Below are 19,467 nucleotides of genomic sequence, written 5' to 3'. Positions count from 1 at the left end.
GTCAGAACTCCTTTCCGGTCAGTTCGAGGAAAACCTCCTCAAGGTTCGGTTCGTCGGAATGGATGGAGAGGATCTCCCCCGACCGCAGCAATCCGGCTACCTGTTCGGCTGCCGCAGTGTCCTTTGTCGTTTCGATGGTACCGTGCGTGCGGGTCCGTATCGTGACGTGGTTGCGGGCGAACCGCAGTTTCAGTTGTTCCGGTTCGTCACAGGCCGCCAGATGGCCTTCGGCGAGGATGCCGATGCGGTCGCAGACGGCGTCCGCCTCGGCCATGTCGTGCGTGGTCAGGAACACCGTGGTGCCGGAGGCCTTCAGCTCGCCGAGCATGCGGTGCACCTCGGCCCGCGTGGCGGGGTCGAGTCCGCTGGTGGGCTCGTCGAGGAACAGCAGCTCGGGCGAATGGATCATCGCCGCCAGCAGGGCGGCGCGCTGACGCATGCCCTTCGAACAGTTCTTGATTGGCGTCTTGGCGTCCTTGTCCAGCCGCATGCGGGTGAGCAGCGGCCGGACGCCGCGCTCCGGCACGCCGCGCAGCCGTGCGTAAAAGCGCAGGTTGTCCGCGATGCTCAGCCGTTCGTACAGGGCGCTGGTGTCCGAGAGGATGCCGATGCGTTCGTAGTCGGATTCGCTCGCGCGTTCGATCGGACGGCCGAACAGCGTGATGCGCCCGGAATCCTTGACCAGCTGGCGGGTCAGCAGTTTGATGGTGGTGGTCTTGCCCGCGCCGGAGGGGCCGAGGAACCCGAACGTCTCGCCGCGCCGCACGGCGAAGGTGAGGTTGTGCAGCACCTGCTTGCTGCCGAATGACAGGCAGACGCCATCCATCGACATGATGGTCGTCATCGTATGCTCCTTTCGTGAGGCGATGCCACCATCCTGCGCCATCGGGGCGTTCCGCGCGGCGGAAATGCCTGACGGGAGGCGGTTTTCGGACGAATGGAGCATACGCGGGCACGAACGGAGCGAGGGCGACACGTGTCGTCGGCGCCGGGCCTGCGACGGCGCCGGACCGCGGACGGATCACAGTCCGGGGATCTGGCCGTAGACGTAGCGCGCGTCATCCACATCCGTCTGCGATGTGGCGTGGTCGCCGGGCGCCCCCGCGGTGACCAGGATGTAGGTCCTGCCGCCGAACCGAGCGGCGGTGGCCAGGCACAGGCCGGCCTCGGGCGTGTATCCGGTTTTGCCGGCCACGATCCACCCGCCGGCGAAGAACGGCGTGCCCAGTTCCTCGAACACGGTGCTGTCGACGGTCAAATCCCCGTCGTGCAGGCTGGCGCTGGACATCGTATGCGACGGGGAGCCTGCGATGGTGCGGAAGGTGCCGTTGCGCATCGCATGGGCAAACAGCATGGTCATGTCCCGCGCGGTCGAGTAATGGTCGGCGTCATGCAGCCCGGTCGGGTTCGTGAAATGCGTGCCGGACATGCCGAGCGCGGCGGCGGTCCGGTTCATCAGCTCGACGAACGCCTCGACACCGCCGGCCACATACCGTGCCAGCGCGATGGCGCAATCCGCGCCGGAGGGCAGCATCAGCCCGTACAGCATATCCTCCACGGTGGCGCTCTCCCCCGGCTGCAGGCCGGCCATCGAGGCGTTCTGCTCCCACAGCTCCGGGAACATGTCGGCCGGGGCCTCGACCACGTCGTCCAACGTCTCGGCGTGGTCGAGGACCACCACCGCGGTCATCACCTTGGTCAGCGAGGCGGGATACATGCGTGCGTCGGCGTCTCGCGATGCGATGGCCTCGCCGCTGTCGGCGTCGATGAGCATCGCGTACCGGCTGTTCAGCCCATCGAACGATACGGTCGGGCCGAACGGCGCGCCGCCGGTCGCATACAGCAACGCCGCCAGGCAGACGATGGCGGCGGCCATCACCACCGCGACCGCCGTCCGCCACGAATGCAACCGTCGACGCGGGACCGTCGGCACCGGCGCCGCATCGGTTCGCCGTGCGGGACTGGTCGCCGTCGGGCGGAGTATCGGGTGGTCATATCGGGATGCGCTCATCTCAAGCCTCTTTCCTCCAGGTGGTTGATTCGCACCTCACGCTAGAGGAGTCGCGCCTGCCGAAGGCCCCGGGATGATGAGCGTTTGATTAAGGAACGATGAAGGCCGCTGCTCTGCGGCTTCAGGCTGTGACGGGCAGCGTCACCGTGAACGTGGTGACGCCGTCGGCGCTGGAGGCCGCGATCGAGCCGCCGTGCGCCTCGGTGATCTGCCGGGCGATGGACAGGCCGAGGCCCGCGCCGCCGTCGGCGCTGCTGCGGGACGCATCGAGACGGTAGAACTTGTCGAACAGCATGTCGAGCTTGCGCGCGGGGATGGTGCGGCCATGATCGCTGATCGCGATGCGGGCGGTCGCCTCGTCCGCCGTGCCCTCGACCGTGATGACGCTGCCGCGCTCGCTGTAGGCGATGGCGTTCTTCATCAGGTTGTTGAACACGCGGGCCAGTTTCTCCGCATCGGCCGTAATGGTCAGGGCGTCGGGCATATGCAGCCGCACGGTGTTGCCGTGCGCCTCAAGCTGCGGATGGAACTCCTCGACCATCTGCATCATGAGCAGACTCACATCCACCGGGCCGACCTCCAACGGCACGTTTGACAGATTGAACCGGGTGATGTCGAAGAACTCGTCGACCAGCGCGTCCAGGCGTTGGGCCTTGTCCAGCGCGGTATGCGTGTACCGGCGTCGTTGCTCCTCCGGCATGTCCCGCGCCTCGTCCAGCAGACTCAGATAGCCGACCACCGAGGTCATCGGCGTGCGGATGTCATGTGCGAGATACATGACCAGATCGTTCTTGCGCTGTTCGGCCATCCGCGCCTCGAACGCGCGGCGGTCCAATCTCCGACGCACCTCGCCGAGCGCGACCGCCACATCATCCAGCTCGTCGGGCAGCTCCGACATGCGCCCGTCATCCGCCAGCAGCTGGGCGATCCCATCGGTCAGCGTCGAGAAGATTCTCACCACATACGGCCTGACGATGAGCAGATAGCCGAGAAAGAATGCCAGCACGAACACCAGCACCGCCACCGCCGGCGCCAGATTGCGCATGCCCTGGATGATATATACCGCGGATTCCCAATCCACATACCACACGTCGGTCAGCCAGGTGGCGATCGCATCGGCGTTCCACATCAGCCGCAACAGCAGCACGGCCGCCAGACCCAGTCCCAGGGCACCCAGCATGCGCAGGGCCAGGATGAAGGCGAACCGGCCGCCGGCACCCCGCCGTCTGCGATGCTCCGGCTTGGCGACATCCGGAATCGGCGCACCCCCGCCCCGAACCGACGGCATGGACGCGGAACCGGAATCGGGCCGTCGCGTCGGACGGTGCATGCGATCGGTGCGGTACTGTCCGGCCGGGGCTTCAGCAGTCGTCGCCGAGCCGGTAGCCGACGCCCCAGACGGTGTGGATGAATCGCGGTCGATCAACCTGGTCTCCTATCTTGTCTCTCAGATGCCTGACATGCACGCTGATGGCATTGCTGGTCTTCAGATACGGCTCTCCGTCCCACATCGCGTGAAACAGCTCCTCGGCGCTCACCGCCTCGCCCAGATGCCGGAACAACGCCACCAGGATGGCGAACTCGCTGGGCGTCAGGCGCACGCGCCGTCCGTCCACGCTCACGGCGCGGGTGCGCAGATCCACCGCCAGCCCGCGGTATTCATAGCGTTCCTCCTCGCGTCGGGTGTCGCCGGCTGACCGGTCGTAATGCGTGTAGCGGCGCAGCTGGGCGTTGACGCGGGCGACGAGCTCCAACGGACGGAACGGCTTGGTCACGTAATCGTCGGCGCCGAAGTTCAGTCCGGTGATCTTGTCGACCTCATCGTCGCGCGCCGTCAGCATGATGATCGGCCAGCGGCGGGTTTTGCGGATCTCGCGGCACAGATGGAAGCCGTTCATGTCGGGCAGCATGACGTCCAGCACGGCCAGGTCGATGGCGATGTCGGGGTCGGCGACCGCTTCGAGCGCACCCGCCGCATCATAGCGGACCCGGGTCTGATAGCCCTCGGCCTCAAGGTAGACGGCGACCAGATCGGCGATCTCCTTCTCGTCGTCCACGATCAGCACGGTCCCCTTGCCGCCGTCACCGCTCACGGCACCCTCCTTGCACTCGTCGCCGAAGCCAGCCGAACCCTACCGAGTGTAGCGCACCGTGCGGGGATACGGACCGTCGGACGATGAAGAAAGGATTAAGGAACGGAATTGCCGGAGTGATGCCCATCCGAAGCGTACAAGGCGCGGACGTTTGCGCGGCACACCGCCAGCGAAGACACCAAACTTCCGGCAATAGCCGCAACAGGAAACGCCCACCACACACCGACCAGTCCGAAGCGGCCCATGATCTGCAGCGCGGGCATCACCAGCAGCTGGCCGCACACCGATACCAGTATGGCGGCCGTCCGTCGACCGATCGATTGGAGGAACGTCGCGTGTATCTGCTGGATCCCGGTGAACGCCGTCGCCGCACCCATAATGGCGAGCGCCTGGGCACCCAATCTGATCGTTGCCGTATCCCCTGTGAACAGGCGTATCATCGGACGGGCCGCCCACACGGCTGTGATGATGGCCGATGCGACGCCGTAGACGATGGTGATCGCCGTTGACAACGCAAGCGTGCGTCGGACCCGGTTATGCAGTCCGGCACCGAAATTGAAGCCGATGATCGGTTGGATGCCCTGAGCCAGACCGGTTACCGGGAACAGCAGTAGGAGCAGGATGCGGGATGCCAGACCGTAGGTGTTGATCGGCAGATCGCCGCCGGCTCCGTAACCCAGCACGGTCGGGTCGGCGGAGAATGTGCGCAGCATGCGGTTGGCGGCGATGATGGCAAGGCCCTGCTCGCACCATTGCGCCAGCGACGGCAGTCCCGTGGATAGAATCGTGGCGATAAGCCGGATATCCGGACGGAAATGGCGGGCCGCCAGCCGCAGACGGCTTCTGCCGGAGAGCAGGAAGAAGTTGACGCTCATCGCCATCGACACGCATTGTCCGATCACCGTGCCCAGTGCGGCGCCCGTCGCGCCCCATTCAAGCCCGAAGATGAACAGGATGTCGAACGCCGTGTTGACGCTCAACGGTATCACCCAGATTGCCATGGCGTAGCGGCTGGCGCCCTCGGACCTGATCAGATTGGAGAAACCGGTGCTGGTGACCGCGGCGATCAGGATGATGCGGGTGTAGTTGCGGGCGACCGGCAGCAGCGAATCCGTCACGCCCATCATGAGCAGGATCGGATCGAGGAACAGCAGCCCCACCACGGCCATGGCCAGCGCCGTCGCATAGAAGACGAGGAACGTGTTGGCCGCCGCCCGCGCCGCCTCCTCGTCGTCTCCGCGTCCCAGCGCACGGGAGATGACCGAGGCCGCCCCCGTTCCCAGCGTCGAGGCGACGGCCGACAGCAGCATGAACAGCGGGAAGGAAACGGCCACGCCTCCCACGGCGTCCATGCCCGCGCCTTGCGACAGCAGCAGCGTGTCCAGGATGTTGTACAGGTTGTATGCGAGCACACCGATGATCGAGGGCAACGACATGCTCGCCATCAGCCGGCCTATGGGCGCGACGGCGAGCTCGTCATCGCGGTGGCGCTCGGACGACGTGCAGGCGGTGTTTCGGGCGTTCATCGTGCGTCGAGATTGCTCAGGCATTTGCGTACCTGGGCCGTGGCCCAGATCCGCTGCGCGGTGCCGTACATCCGGTCGTAGCGGAACGTCTCCGCCGCCATGATCGTGGCGATGTACAGGCGGTACAGCTGGTAGCGCCGATCGTCGTCTCGGGTGAACTCGCGGCGGCCGCTGGCGGCGAGGAATCCCTTGAGGAAATCGGGTTCCTCCCGGATATCGTCGCAGAATACGAACGCGGTCGGGAAATCGGCGATTGGGTCGCCCCAGAACATGCGTTCGAAATCGAGGATGCCCTCGATGGCGTAACCGGCGCCGCTGCGCCGCACGAAGACATTCCCCTCGTGGCAGTCGAAATCAACCAGACAAGGCCGTTCCAGGGCGTCCAGCAGATCGCCGTGGCGTTCCAGCGCCCGCTCGATGCTCAGGAACGGCAGCCGGATGCCATGATCCCTGGCGTCGCGCAGCAACTGCTCGAACACGCCCAGGAACGCCTCATGCCATGTGGCGTACCGCAACGCCGGATCGTCGGTGGGATAGCCGAAGTAGGTGTTGGTGATGCCATGCAGCTGCACCAGGTATTCGGCAAGCTTCACTTTGACCTGAGCCAGATTCTCCGGCGACATGCGGCGCGACGCCTTGGACAATGGCACGCCGTCCAATGCGGTCATGAAGAAATAGTTGGCGTCGATCAGCGTTTTGCTGAAATCGTGGGCCAGGACCTGCGGTACCGGAACCGTGGTCCGTTCGCTGATCAGACGGTACGCCTCCACCTCCACGGGCATGATGTCGCGCTCGTAGGTCAGCAACGGTATCCCCGGCCTGACCCCTACCTTGAGCACGATGTCACGGTCGAATGCGGTGCACTTGATGCGGTAGATCGCGTTGAACATGCCGCCCTCGAGCTCGGTGATGCCGGTCACACGGCATTCCCGGCCGAACTGTTCGCGGACCAGCGTCCGAATCGTCGCTTCGTCGAGATGGTTCTTCGTCCTGCTTTTCATCGCGCCTCCTTGCCGACATGTTCCAATCTATCCGCGGGCTCGTCACGATCGCCGGCGCACATGTTGCCGAATCCGTCCACCATGTATCCGCATCCGCGAACAGACGGGTCATCACATCCGGAACATGGACCGATACTCGCTCGGAGTTAGACCGTATACGGACAGGAACCGTTTATGGAACCCCGAACGGTTGTCATACCCGACCGCACGGGCTATCGAGGCAACGGTGTCGTCGGTGTCAAGCAGACGCGAGGCCGCGATCTCCATCCTGAGTGTTCCCGTGAGATCGCGGAAGGTGCGACCGGTGGATTCCCTGACCAGTCGACCGGCATAATCCTCGCTGTAGCCCAGCATCCGGGCGAAACCCGCGAGATCGGCGTGGGCGGGATCCGAGCGCACATACCGTTCCAAGGAATGCGCCAGTGCGGAGAACGTTGTGCACTCCCCGGCAGCGTTCCGTGCGAGTTCGACGGCGATCAACGAACAGTAGGCAGATGCGGTATTGCGCCAATGCGCGGGTCGATCCGATGTCTCGACGGTCAGCATACGCGCCAGCCCTGCGGTCAGGTCGGAGCAATGCCGGAATACGCGGATGCACGGCGCATGCCCGGAGAATGATTCGGAACGTTCCGTTTCCCGGAGTATTGGGGCGAACGTCTGATCGAACACGGATGGTGCGATCATGATCTTGAGAATGATCTGATCGGAGTCGATTGGTTCGATGGCGTGCACGGTGCCGGGAGCGTTGAGACAGGCGTCGCCCTGTGACAGCGTGAGCGTGGAGTCCGGGTCCAGAAACCGTTGGATGCAGGTGCCATGCATCGCAAGGATCAGTTCATAGCAGTCATGATTATGGAAGTAGGCGACCTGGCTGCGTGTATGCTTCGCCGCATGGATGAAACCGCAGGTCCGGATCGGGATATGCCATGCCGATAAGGCCGTCAGATCGCGCATCCGGAACAGACGGACCAGCTCCCGTTCGTGACGGGTGATTTGCGCCTCAACCAGCTCGGCATCGGAGAAATCCTGCCGCATCATCGCTAGGATCGACTCATCCGACTGGTAGGCGGCGGCTTCCGCACGTTCCTGCTCGTCGAGAATGTCACGAAATCTGCTCATGGCCGTGAGTCCCTTCCCTCCGCCGCCGGTGATGGACGACATCCATACGACAACCGTATCAGTCCGGCATTCAGCCGCCGTATGGTCCTTTTACGGAACTGGTGCATATTGCACTGGTTCAAGGATGGGCGCTCCTTGCACTAAGTCCATATACGTTCAGTTGGGGAAAATAACATTCGGTTGGGAACCGGACCGTGTTCTTTCCTCGTCGGCCCCGCAATATCAAGCCATCCATGCCGCTGAAACGCCCATGAGTTCCCAACCGAACGAGAAAATCCCCAACTGAGCGTCAACGGATGGCAATCAGCGTGCGGGAGCACCATGCTTGGAGAAGCGCGTAGAGCGTCTCGCCCACGATGTCATCGTTGCTGACGTTGGCCTTGCCGACGGACATGACGGCGTTGCTCGGCATGGCATGGCGAAGCAGCGTCCGCTCGTCCTCATCGGTGAGTTCCGTGAGCATCTGCCGCTTGGTGGGCGTGAAGACTCCGGTACGGACTGCGTGGACGATCTGCAGGGAGAAGAAGAACGCCTTCAGCAATGCCTTGAGGGCATCCGTCCGTGCTGTTTCATCGAGGTCGCGCGTGGTCAGATAGGTGTGGTTGACCATGTGGTACAGGTTGGCGACGCTGACTCGGGCACCCAGACGGATGTCATCCTCGTCATACTCCGGCAGCAGGGTGTGAAGATCGCCCAGCCAGACCTCGGTCCCATGCTCGAACTGATACAGCTCATACGCCGGCCAGGCCGCCAGCTCCGCACGCCCGCAGGTGAAGCCGACCGCGCGCTCGCCATCGGGCAGTGAACGCATCGCCGCATGGAATGCGTCCAGATCATCGATCGTCACCTGGTCGAGCACCACCAACAGATCGATATCGCTATCCGCCGTGGCCTCGCCGCGCAGATAACTCCCCTGCAATCCCAGGCAGAGCAGGCGCTCGCCGAATGCTGCCTTCAATGCCGCCATCGCCGCCGGCTTCCATGTCTTCAGATCGATCATCGTCCTATCCTTCCGCCAAAGCTCTCAGAATACAGTGCCGAGGCCTCCGTTGGCCTCGGCACTTGCACTCAGGAACGGCGTCAGGCGCCGTATTGCGCCAGGTAGGCGTCGGCGGCGGCCGCGATCCCGTCGGTCACGTACGGGGTGCCGTCGGCGGTCATGATGGACCGGCCGGCCTCGAAGATCTCACGCACGTTGGCGATCGCCATGACGGGGAACCCGAACTCGGCTTCCACGGCCTTGACCGCGGACAGGTCGGAGTCCTTGGTCTTCTCCATGCGGTCCACCGAGAGCACCAGGCCGACGATCTCCACGTCCGCCTCTGCCTTGAGCTTGGGCACGACCTCGCGCACGGCGGTGCCGGCGGTCATCACGTCGTCGACGAGCAGCACCTTCATGCCGTCAGTCAGCTGCGTGCCGACCATCATGCCGCCGTCGCCGTGGTCCTTCTTCTCCTTGCGGTCGAACGTGTACCCGACCTGCATGCCGTGGCCGCCGGTCAACGCGATGGCGGTGGATACGGCCAGTGGGATGCCCTTGTACGCCGGGCCGAACACGGTGTCGATGTCGCCCGGCAGCGAACCCGCCGCGATCTCGGCGGCGATCTTCTCGGCGTAGAACGCACCGAGCCGGGCGATCTTGCTACCGTCGTTGAATGCGCCGGCATTGATGAAATACGGGGACTTGCGGCCGGACTTCAGCGTGAAGTCGCCGAACTTGAGCGCCTGCGATTCCAGCAGGAAGCGGGTGAACCGCAGATCGAGCGATTCGGTCATAATATGCTCCTTTCGAGGTTGACGTGCTATCGCCAGGTCTGCCCGGCGGCGAGCTTGGCGGCGAGTTCGGGGCGCGAGTCGAGCAGGTCGTCGAGTTCGCGGGCCACGCGCATCGGCGCGGTCGGATCATAGAGCGCGGCGGCGCCCACCTCCACGGCGTTCGCGCCGGCGTACAGGAATTCGAGCGCCTTCTCGCCAGAGTCGATGCCGCCGATGCCAATGATCGGAATATCCGGCAGAGCCTGGCGCACGCGCCACACGCAGCCAAGGGCCACCGGGAACACGCACGGCCCGGAAACACCGCCGGTGCGGTTGGCGATGATCGGCTCGCCGGTGCGGATATCGATGCGCATGCCGACCAGCGTGTTGATCAGGCTCAGCGCGTCGGCGCCGGATTCCACGGCGGCGCGCGCGATGGCCGCGATATCGGTGACGTTCGGCGTGAGCTTGACGATCATCGGCTTGGAGGTGATCTTGCGCAGCCGGTCGATGAGCCGTGCGAGCCCCACCGGATCGGTGCCCACGCTCATGCCGCCGTGGCTGACGTTCGGGCAGCTCACGTTGATCTCCAGCATGTCGGCGGCCGAATCGGCGAGCTTGGCCACAACCTCGGCGTAGTCGTCGTCGCTGTGGCCGGCCACGTTGGTGATGACGGTGGCGCCCATCTCCTTGAGCTTGGGCAGTTCATCGACCAGATAGTGGTCCACGCCGGGGTTCTGCAGGCCGACCGCGTTGACCATGCCGCCCGGGCATTCCGCGGTGCGCGGCCCGGGGTTGCCCTCCCACGGCACCGGCGAGACGCCCTTGGTGCAGATCGCGCCCAGCTGGGCCACGTCGTAGAACCAGCGGCAGGCGGCGAGCTGGAACGTGCCGGAGGCGGTGCCGACCGGGTTCTTCCATTCCACGCCAGCCACCACGGTCTTGTGCTTCCACTCGTGCGGCTCGTAGACGTTGATGTGCGATTCGTTCATCTGCTGCTCCGTAATCGTCGTGGTCATCGTCACGCCTCCCATCCCAGCTGCTGCGCGGTGAACACCGGGCCGTCCGAACACACCTTCTTGCGGCCGTCCACCGTGTCGACCACGCAGACCACGCAGGTGCCGTACCCGCAGCCCATCCGCTGCTCCATGCTCGCCTGGCAGTCGATGCCCCGCTCGGACGCCCACAACGCCACGGCCTTCATCATCGGCGTCGGCCCGCAGGTCAGGAACACGGTCTTCAGGCTGTCCTCGCGCGGCGCGGTCAGCTCGGCCTCCATGCGGTCGAGCAGCGTGACGACGTTGCCCTCAGTCTCGTCGATGCTGCGCGTATCCACGTATCGGGAGACGAACGCGTCGGCGAAATGCGCGTCGCGATAGCCGAACACCGCGGTGGTCGCGCAATCTTCGCGTTCCGCAAGCCGCTGCGCCGCGTAGATGAGCGGCGGCACGCCGAGACCGCCGCCGACAAGTACGTAGTGCGCCGGTTCCTTGACCTTGAAGGAGCCGCCGAGCGGGCCGAGCACGTCGATCGTGTCGCCGGCGTGCATCGCGGCGAATTCGGCGGTGCCGGTGCCGACGACCGCGAAGATCAGCGAGACCAGGTCGCCGCTGACCTCGCTGACGCCGAACGGGCGCGGCAGCAGCCGCATCGGGTCGTGCGAGAACAGGTTGACGAACTGCGCCGGCTTGGCATGCGCGGCGATGTACGGGTCGCGGAACGTGAACCGTACGACGCCGGGCGTCAGTTCCGTCACTTCGGTGACCTCGACCGTGTGGCGGCCGGGGAAGTAGCCCGCGGCGGTCGCCTCGGCGACGGTCGGCAGGAACGTTGCGCTGGACACGGGGACTCCTTGTCTGTGTTGCTGTGGTTTCCTTTGTGCTGGGGATTCCTGATGGTTGGGGTGTCGGATGTCGGTTACGGCATGACGGCGCGCAGGTCGTCGCGCATGGCGATGGCGGCGTTGCGTGCGGCGTCGGCCACCAGGTCGAGCGCGGATTCGGCGCTCATCGTCTCGCTGTACGCGCCGGTCTTCCTCCACGCGCCGATGATGCCGCGCGAGGAGTTGACGATCGCGCCGGAGCCGGCGTCGTCGAACATGCCGGCCACGTCGCGGGCGGTGCCGCCCTGCGCGCCGTAGCCGGGCACGAGGAAGAACGTGTGCGGCATGCGTGCGCGCAACGCGCGGCCCTCCTCGGAGTGCGTGGCGCCGACGACCGCGCCGACCCTCGAATAGCGGTGCTGCCCGACGGTGCCTTGGCCCCAACGTTCCACCAGATCGGCCACATGCTCGTAGACGCGGCAGCCGCCGGCCAGTTCGAGCTCCTGGATCTCGCTGCTGGAGGGGTTGGAGGTGCGCACGAGCGCGAAGATGTCCTTGTCGGCGGCGGTGGCGGCCTCGACGAACGGGGTGATGCCGTCGGTGCCGAGGTACGGGTTCACGGTCACCGCATCCTCATGCCACGGGTCGTACGGCCCGCTCTCCCCCGCGCCGAACGCCACGCCGCTTAAGTGCCCGGCGTAGGCGGCCGCGGTGGAGCCGATGTCGCCGCGCTTGATGTCGCCGATCACGTACAGGCCATGCGACTGCGCGTATTCGCAGGTCATCGTGTACGCGTCCACGCCGGCGGGGCCGAGCGCCTCGTACATGGCGATCTGCGGCTTGACGGCGGGCACGATGTCGGCGATCGCGTCGATGATCGCCCGGTTGTATTCGAAGTAGGCGACGGCGAGCTGCGCGGCCGGGCGGTCGGCGGCATCCTCAACCTCGTCGGCGATCTCGTCGGCGAAGCTGGCGATGACCTGCGCCGGCACCAGCGCCTCGGTCGGGTCCAGGCCGACGACGCTGGGGTTCTGCGTGGCTGCGATGGCCTCGATAAGTCGATCCATGGCGGTTCCTTCCGGTTAGAGTCTGCTGAAGACGAGCTTCGAGGCGATGACGGTGGCCAGCGGCATGCCGGTCACCCGCCACCCGCCGAACGGGGTGTTGCGCGCCTTGGAGTGGAACCGTTCCGGATCCACCGTCCAGGCGCGGTCGGTATCCAGCACCACCAGGTTCACCGATTCGGGATGCTCCACCGCGCCCAGGTCCAGCGTGCGCTTGGTGGCGCAGGCGCTGGAGGTGTTGAGCAGACCGGCCACGTCGGTGGGCGTGTGGCCCATCAGGTGCATCGGCGCGGTGGACATGAGTTCGATGAGCCGCTGGTCGGAGATGATGCCGCCGTCCACCAGCACCTTGTGGCAGACGCCGTAGGCGCATTCCAGGCCGATGATGCCGTTGGGCGCGGCCTCAAGCCCGGCGTTCTTCTCCTCCATCGTGTGCGGGGCGTGGTCGGTTGCAATCAGGTCCACGGTGCCGTCGGCGATGGCCACATGCACGGCCTGACGGTCGGCGGCGGAGCGCAGCGGCGGGTTCATCTTGGCCAGCGGGCCGTACTCCAGGATCGCCTCGTCGGTCAGCGCGATGTAATGCGGCGCGGTCTCGCAGGTGATCGGCAGTCCTTCGGCCTTGGCCTTGCGGATCGCCTCGAACGAACCGGCGGTGCTGACGTGCTGGAAGTGCACGTGCGCGCCGGTGCGGCGGGCGGCCTCGATGTCGCGCGCCACGATCCGCAGCTCGGTGTCCTCCGGGATGCCGGGCAGCCCGAGCTGGCGGGAGACCGGCCCCTCGTTGATGAAGCCAGTGTCGTGGTGCTCGCAGTGCTCGATCAGGTACAGCCCCGCGTCCTTGATGCGGGTGAGCACCTCGTCCAGGATCGCGTCGGGCACGGCGGAACCGTCGTCGCTGACCGCGGTGACCGGATGCGCGAGCTGCGCGGCGTCCTTCTCGCCCGTATGCCTGCCGGGCATGTACCAGGCGATGTCGGCCAGCTCGGTCGGCTCCTTGCCGGCGCGGTCCTTGGACGCGCACACGCACAGGTCGTAGGCCACCGGCAGCGTGACGCCGTGGTCGGCCTCGTAGTGCTGCAGGAAGTCGATCACGTTCTCGTGCCCGGCGGCCAGCACCTCGTCGGCGCCGGGCTGCCCCGCCGCGACCTTCTCGCCGTCCATCGCGGGCACGGTGTTGGGCATGATGAGCACGTTCGTGTACCCGCCGGAGGCCGCGGCCGCGCAGCCGGAGACCATCGTCTCCTTGGCGGTCTGGCCGGGGTCGCGGAAGTGGACGTGCGGATCGGCCAGACCCGGGGCGACGGTCAGACCGGTCGCATCGATGTGCACGTCGCCGTCCGCGACCTGCGTGGCGGCGGGCGGGAACGGTCTGTCGGCGTCGGTGAGCAGGTCGGCGGCGGTGCCGGGGATGACCAGGTCGATGACCTCGCCGGTATCCCATACCTTGACGTCATGCAGGGTGATCATGCTGTCTCGCTTTCGGTCGGGTTCAGAGCTTGGCTTCCTCGTCGCAGTAGTCGCAGCGGTATTCCTGCCGCTCGGAGTGCGCGAGGTGGAACATCTGGTCGATGCCGCGTTCGGTGGTGGTCACGCAGCGCGGGTTCACGCAGGTGATGACGTTGACGACACGTTCGGGCAGGTGCGGCTGGACCTTCTCCACGATGCGGCCGCCGCGGACGATGTCGACGGTGGCCTGCCGCGCGACGAGCCCGAGCACGTCCAGGTCGATGCCCTCCACGTTCTCGATCTTGATGATGTCCTTGGTGCCGTAGCGCGGGCTGTCGGTGTTCATGATGAGCGCGAGCCGCGTCTTGGACGGGTCGATCTTCAGATACTGGAGCACCTTCAGCGCCGTGCCGGCGGGCACGTGGTCGATGATGATGCCGTCCTGGATGCTGGTGACCTCCATCAGGCCTGCACCTCCTTGGGTTCGAGCGGAACGTATCCGGGCAGTTCGTCGCCGATGACGGAGCTTTCGAGCGCCATACGCATCAGCATGCCGTTCTTGACCTGTTCGAAGTAGGCGGCGCGCGGGTCGTCATCCACCTCGACGGCGATCTCGTTGACGCGCGGCAGCGGGTGCAGCACCGCCATATGCGGCTGCGCCAGGCTCAGCTTGGCCTCGTCCAGGATGTATGTGTCGCGCAGGCGCAGGTAGTCGTCCTCGTTGAAGAAGCGCTCCTTCTGCACGCGCGTCATGTACAGCACGTCCAGGTCGCCGATCACCGACGCCAGATCGCGCACCTCCACGTACGAGCAGGAGGGCGTGGCGTTGATGCGGTCGATGACGTACTGCGGGGTCTTCAATTCGTCCGGGCTGATGAGCACGAAGCGCACGTTGCCGAAACGGCACAGCGTCTCAATCAGCGAGTGCACGGTGCGGCCGAAGGTCAGGTCGCCGCACAGGCCGACGGTCAGGTCGGTGATGCGGCCGAAGCGCGACTGCAGGGTGGCCAGGTCGGCCAGGGTCTGCGTGGGGTGCATGTGGCCGCCGTCGCCGGCGTTGATGACGGGCACCGAGGCCGCGCGGGCCGCCACGAGAGCCGCACCCTCCTTCGGGTGGCGGATGGCGATGGCGTCGACGTAGTTGGACACGGTCTTGATGGTGTCGGAGATCGACTCGCCCTTGGTCACCGAGGCCAGCTGCGCGCCGGCGAAGCCGATGACCTTGCCGCCCAGGCGCAGCATGGCGGTTTCGAAGCTCAGGCGCGTGCGCGTGCTCGGCTCGTAGAACAGTGTGGCCAGCACGCGTCCCTCGCAGGTGTGGGATACCTCACGGCGATGGGAGTCGATGTATGCGGCCTTGTGCAGCAGTTCGAGGATCTGCCGGCGAGACAGGTCGTCCAGCGTGACGACGCTCTTGCCGACGAACGGGGTTTCCGACGGTGGGACTTCAGTAGACAACGGCTCACCTTTCGTTACGTCCAGGTGGCCACGTGTTGTGACCTATCCGACTATAGACCGAATTGGGGACTCGTCCGTTCACCGCGTGTTCATGTCGGAAGCTTCCTCGTCCAGCCCGTAGAACAGGCGTTCGACGATGTCGCGGCAGCGGCGCATGGCCCCCAGCAGATCGTTCTCGAAGCGCTGCCCGCGGTGCGCGTCATAGCCGAGATATACGGCGATGCCGCCCAGCGAGTACATGTCGTCGGGCAGGATGTCGGCCTGGTTGGCCCGGCCATTCCACAGGTAGTTGCCGTTGCGGGCCGCCGTGCACAACCGCCAGGCGTGGCGCAGTTGCGCGGCGTCCGGCGGGTCCACGAATCCCAATCGTTCCAGTTCGGCGAGCGCGCCGAGCGTCGAGTTGACGCGCAGCTGCTCATTCTCCCCCGCGTGTTCGAGTTGCAGCAGCTGCACGGTCCATTCCACGTCCGACAGGCCGCCCTTGCCGAGCTTGAGATGCCGTTCGCGTCTGACGCCGCGCGGCAGGCGTTCGGATTCCATGCGCGCCTTGAGCTTGCGGATCTCGGCCAGCTCGGATTCGCCCAGCGGAGCCTGCGGGTAGCGCAGCGGATCGGCCAGGTTCTTGAGGAAGTCCTCGGTCAGCGTGCGGTCGCCGGCCGCATGCCGTGCGCGCAGCAGCGCCTGATGCTCCCAGGTGCTGGCCCATGATCCGTAGTATTCCTTGCAGGAGACGTAGGAGCGCACCAGTGGCCCGTTCTTGCCTTCCGGACGCAGATCCAGGTCCAGTTCGATCTTCTGCTCCAACGACACCGGTCCCTGCAGGATCGCGCGCAGATCGTCGGCCACCTTGCGTGCGAAACGGTTGGCGGTCGCCTCATCGGCCTCATCGCTCGGCCGGTAGATGATCATCGCGTCGGCGTCCGAGCTGAAATTCACCTCGCGTCCGCCGTAGCGGCCCATCGCGATCACCGAGATCGCGGCGGGAGGCTCCTTTCGCCCCAGCAGCGCCGTCTGGTTGCGCATGGCCCATGTCAGTGAGGCGTCGATGATCGCGTCGTACACGGCGGTCATGCCGCCCAGGCTCGCGTCGTCGTCGATGACCCCGTTCATCCACGCCAGGCCGATGCGTTCGATCTCATGGCGGCGCAGTGCCCGCACCGAATTCGCGAAGTCCCGCATATCGCCGCCGTTGCGTTCCAGCGCGGCCTGGCAGTGGGTGTCCAGGCTTTCGCGCGTGCGTGGGGCCAGGCGTTTGCTGTCTCCCAGCCAGGTGACGGATTCCACGGATTTGTTCAGCGCGTCCCCCAGGAACCGGGAGTTCGACAGTACGTGGCACAGGCGTTGCGCCGCCGACGGCGAATCGCGCAGGAAGCCCAGGTATTCGCTTTCCTCGCCGAAATGCTCCTCGAGCTTGCGCCAGTTGAGCAGGCCCATATCGGGGTTCTGTCCCTCCCCCAGCCATTGCAGGGCGGCGGGCAGGATGATCCGGTTGATCTTGGCGGCGCGGGAGATGCCGTAGGTCAGCGCGTCCACGTGGCGCATCGCGGCATCGGGGTCCTCGAATCCGATGGAGGCGAACCGGTCGTGCATCGCCTTGTCGGACAGACGCACCTCGTCGTCGTCAAGCTGGGCGCTGATCGGCAGCATCGGCCGGTAGTAGATGTCCAGATGCAGGTGCCGCACCTCGCGGCGCGTCTCGTCGAATTTGCCGACGAGCTCCTCCGGATGCATACGCAGGGCGCGGGCCAGCCGCCGCAGTTCGGTGTTGCGGTTCAGCTCGTCGATATTGGCTTCGCGTTTGCGTTCCAGACCGCCGAGACTGGCCACTCCCAGATCCGGGAACAGGTGGGTGCGTTTCAGCGACCACATCTGCTGGCGGTGTTCGAGCACCCGTTCGAACCGGTAATCCCAGGACAGGCGCACCGCCTGCTTGCGGGAGACGTAGCCGCCGTCGGAGAGCGCCTGCAACGATTCGAGCGTGGACCGGGTGCGCAGCGACTCGTCGGTGCGCCCGTGCACCAGCTGGAGCATCTGTACGGTGAACTCCACATCGCGCAGCCCTCCGCGCCCAAGCTTGATCTCACGGTCTTTGAGCGGCGCGGGGATCAGATCCTCCACGCGCCGGCGCATCTGCTGGCAGTCGTTGACGAAATTGTCCCGCTGGGACGCTTTCCATACGAACGGGCGGGTCATGTCCATATACGCCTGTCCGAGTTCCGGGTCGCCCGCCGCGGCGCGCGCCTTGAGCAGCGCCTGGAACTCCCAGTTCTCCGCCCACTGCTCGTAGTAGCCCTGATGCGAGTCGAGGCGGCGGACCAGCGGACCGTCCTTGCCTTCGGGGCGCAGTCCCCCGTCGATCTGCCAGAGCGCCGGCTCGGTGACGCCCATGACCACGGCCTGGCAGACGCGCTGCAGCGTGGTGGCCATCTTGGTGCCGATGCGGGTGAGCGTCATGCCGTCGGTGCCGTCCGTAGGCTCGACCACGTAGATCAGGTCCACGTCGGAGACGTAGTTGAGTTCCTGCGCGCCGAGTTTGCCCATGCCGATGACGGCGAACCGGCAGTGTTCGCTGCCCTGCACCTCATGCCGGGCGATGGCCAGCGCGCCTTCAAGCGCGGCGTCGGCCAGGTCGGAGAGCATCCGGCTGATATGCGGCTGTTCGCTGATCGGGTCGGCGGCGGTCATATCCACGGCCATGATGGTGGCCAGCTGCTTGTAGTAGGCGACGCGCAGCCCGGTGGCGGCACGGGCCAGATCCAACGTGGCCGTGGGCGCGGTCCGGTCCGCCGGGTCGGCGCCGACCGCCTGCAGGATATGGGCGCGGCGCTGCTCATGGTCGAAGTCACGGCTGCGGCAGCGGTCGACAGCCGCCGCCTCCACCAGATCCGGGCGGGCGCGCATCATCTTGCCCATCGCGTCCGAGGCGCCGAGCACGGACATGAGCCGGACGAACGACTCCGCATCGGGCAGGACCTTCCCCAGCCATCCGCCGGCGTCGGACTGCGCGGCCACGATCGCCACCAGATTGGTCAACGCCGTATCCGGGTCGCAGGTGCGTTCCAACGTGCGCAGCGTCAGCGTCAACTGATCCGCGTCCATGCCCATGTCGGACAGGCGGCGCAACGATTCCCTGGCCTGATCGAGGTCCTGCAGTCCCGCATGGATGAGTTCCCTGACGCTGATGGTGAGATCCTGCCGTGATTCCATGATTCCAATCTACATGCCGTATCGCCGTCGTGCGCGCTCATGACCACGCACGAATCGGTCAGAACAGTCCCTTGACGTTTTCCCAGATGCGGCGGGTCACGCCCGGATGGTTCATCGTGTACAGGTGGATGCCGTCCACGCCGCGCGCCACCAGGTCGGCGATCTGCTCGGAGGCGTAGATGATGCCCGCCTCCTTCAACGTGTTCGAGATCGTCGCCCCAACGATCCAAGATGGTGGCGAGCCGTTCGGGCACCTTGGAGGAGCACATGCCGGTCATGCGGCGGACCGATGCGGCGTTCGTCACCGGCATGATGCCGGCCTCGACCGGCACGTCGATGCCGGCGGCACGCACCTTGTCCATGAACTTCAGATAGTCGGCGTTGTCGTAGAACAGCTGGGAGATCAGGTGGCTGGCGCCGGCGTCCACCTTGACCTTGAGCCAGCCGATGTCCTCGTCGAGGTCCTTGGACTGCGGATGGCATTCCGGATAGCAGGCCCCGTATACGGTCATCTCCGGGTGGGTTTCGCGGATGTAGCGGGTCAGGTCGCTGGCGTGCATGAACACGCCGGCCGGTTCGCGCTCGGGGTTGCGGTCGCCGCGCAGCGCGAGCACGGCGGCGACCTTGGCCTGCGCGAACATGTCCAGCGCCTCGTCGGTCTGATCGCGGTCCAGATACTGGGCGGTCAGGTGGGCGACGGCGGGGATGCCGTATTCGGTGCGGATCGTGTTGGCGATGCGCGCGGTGATTGTACGGTCCGACTGCTTGCCGGTGCCGTAGGTCACCGAGATGAATGCGGGATCGACGCCGTGCAGGCCGTCGAGCGTGTCGTAGATCGTGCCGATCGGCGCGGTGCGTTTGGGAGGGAACACCTCCAGGGAGAACAGCGGCTTGCTCATGGTGAACGACTCTCCTATGTCGGGGCCGGCATCCCCAAGGGATCACCGGCCCGAAACGAGATG

General features: G+C 65.8%; 16 protein-coding genes and 1 pseudogene. All 17 read right to left on the bottom strand.

The features are described from left to right. Window position 1 precedes the first annotated feature (1 nt). Window positions 2-844 (bottom strand): ABC transporter ATP-binding protein, encoded by an 843-nt coding sequence (locus tag OU11_RS04015; RefSeq protein WP_033514620.1) that lies wholly within the window; start codon window positions 842-844, stop codon window positions 2-4. Window positions 845-1,021: 177 nt separating this feature from the next. Further along, the gene (locus OU11_RS04010; protein ID WP_081963432.1) at window positions 1,022-2,011 is read right to left on the bottom strand and encodes a D-alanyl-D-alanine carboxypeptidase family protein; all 990 of its coding nucleotides are present in this window, start codon (window positions 2,009-2,011) and stop codon (window positions 1,022-1,024) included. A gap of 121 nt (window positions 2,012-2,132) precedes the next feature. Continuing rightward, complete coding sequence (locus OU11_RS04005) at window positions 2,133-3,299, bottom strand: sensor histidine kinase (RefSeq protein ID WP_161782757.1); 1,167 nt, start codon at window positions 3,297-3,299, stop codon at window positions 2,133-2,135. Between the two features lie 73 nt (window positions 3,300-3,372). Next, on the bottom strand, window positions 3,373-4,077 hold the full coding sequence (locus OU11_RS04000; protein WP_033514709.1) for a response regulator transcription factor: 705 nt from the start codon (window positions 4,075-4,077) through the stop codon (window positions 3,373-3,375). A 122-nt stretch (window positions 4,078-4,199) separates the two neighbouring features. Further along, window positions 4,200-5,654 carry an MATE family efflux transporter gene (locus OU11_RS03995; RefSeq protein ID WP_152597059.1) on the bottom strand — a complete coding sequence of 485 codons (1,455 nt, stop codon included), beginning with the start codon at window positions 5,652-5,654 and terminating at the stop codon, window positions 4,200-4,202. Beyond that, window positions 5,627-6,631: a phosphotransferase family protein gene (locus OU11_RS03990; protein WP_033514619.1), complete on the bottom strand. Its 1,005-nt coding sequence runs from the start codon at window positions 6,629-6,631 to the stop codon at window positions 5,627-5,629. The genes OU11_RS03995 and OU11_RS03990 overlap by 28 nt, the downstream gene beginning before the upstream one ends. 111 nt (window positions 6,632-6,742) lie before the next feature. After that, complete coding sequence (locus OU11_RS03985) at window positions 6,743-7,750, bottom strand: AraC family transcriptional regulator (RefSeq protein WP_033514618.1); 1,008 nt, start codon at window positions 7,748-7,750, stop codon at window positions 6,743-6,745. 289 nt (window positions 7,751-8,039) lie between these two features. After that, a complete protein-coding gene (locus tag OU11_RS03980; RefSeq protein WP_033514617.1) occupies window positions 8,040-8,750 on the bottom strand; it encodes a nucleotidyltransferase family protein in 711 nt (236 codons plus the stop codon). A gap of 80 nt (window positions 8,751-8,830) precedes the next feature. Next, window positions 8,831-9,526 (bottom strand): orotate phosphoribosyltransferase, encoded by a 696-nt coding sequence (pyrE, locus tag OU11_RS03975; protein ID WP_033514616.1) that lies wholly within the window; start codon window positions 9,524-9,526, stop codon window positions 8,831-8,833. A gap of 26 nt (window positions 9,527-9,552) precedes the next feature. Next, complete coding sequence (locus tag OU11_RS03970; RefSeq protein WP_373869296.1) at window positions 9,553-10,524, bottom strand: dihydroorotate dehydrogenase; 972 nt, start codon at window positions 10,522-10,524, stop codon at window positions 9,553-9,555. 2 nt (window positions 10,525-10,526) lie between these two features. Next, on the bottom strand, window positions 10,527-11,348 hold the full coding sequence (locus OU11_RS03965) for a dihydroorotate dehydrogenase electron transfer subunit (protein WP_033514614.1): 822 nt from the start codon (window positions 11,346-11,348) through the stop codon (window positions 10,527-10,529). Window positions 11,349-11,422: 74 nt separating this feature from the next. Beyond that, window positions 11,423-12,394, bottom strand: coding sequence for an orotidine-5'-phosphate decarboxylase (gene pyrF, locus OU11_RS03960; RefSeq protein WP_033514613.1), 972 nt, complete (start codon window positions 12,392-12,394; stop codon window positions 11,423-11,425). A gap of 15 nt (window positions 12,395-12,409) precedes the next feature. Continuing rightward, window positions 12,410-13,861 (bottom strand): dihydroorotase, encoded by a 1,452-nt coding sequence (locus tag OU11_RS03955; RefSeq protein ID WP_033514612.1) that lies wholly within the window; start codon window positions 13,859-13,861, stop codon window positions 12,410-12,412. Window positions 13,862-13,883: 22 nt separating this feature from the next. Next, complete coding sequence (locus OU11_RS03950) at window positions 13,884-14,303, bottom strand: aspartate carbamoyltransferase regulatory subunit (RefSeq protein WP_033509955.1); 420 nt, start codon at window positions 14,301-14,303, stop codon at window positions 13,884-13,886. After that, complete coding sequence (gene pyrB, locus OU11_RS03945; protein WP_033514611.1) at window positions 14,303-15,298, bottom strand: aspartate carbamoyltransferase; 996 nt, start codon at window positions 15,296-15,298, stop codon at window positions 14,303-14,305. Before pyrB ends, OU11_RS03950 begins: the two co-directional genes overlap by 1 nt. Window positions 15,299-15,376: 78 nt before the next feature. Next, the gene (locus OU11_RS03940; protein WP_033514610.1) at window positions 15,377-18,505 is read right to left on the bottom strand and encodes a bifunctional [glutamine synthetase] adenylyltransferase/[glutamine synthetase]-adenylyl-L-tyrosine phosphorylase; all 3,129 of its coding nucleotides are present in this window, start codon (window positions 18,503-18,505) and stop codon (window positions 15,377-15,379) included. A gap of 58 nt (window positions 18,506-18,563) precedes the next feature. Continuing rightward, window positions 18,564-19,404, bottom strand: a pseudogene (gene metF, locus OU11_RS08630) (methylenetetrahydrofolate reductase [NAD(P)H]). Window positions 19,405-19,467 lie beyond the last annotated feature (63 nt).

Source organism: Bifidobacterium pullorum DSM 20433 (assembly GCF_000771405.1).
GTDB lineage: Bacteria > Actinomycetota > Actinomycetes > Actinomycetales > Bifidobacteriaceae > Bifidobacterium > Bifidobacterium pullorum.
The sequence above is the reverse complement of the archived record's forward strand: the minus strand, read 5'-3'. Positions and strand labels throughout refer to the sequence as shown.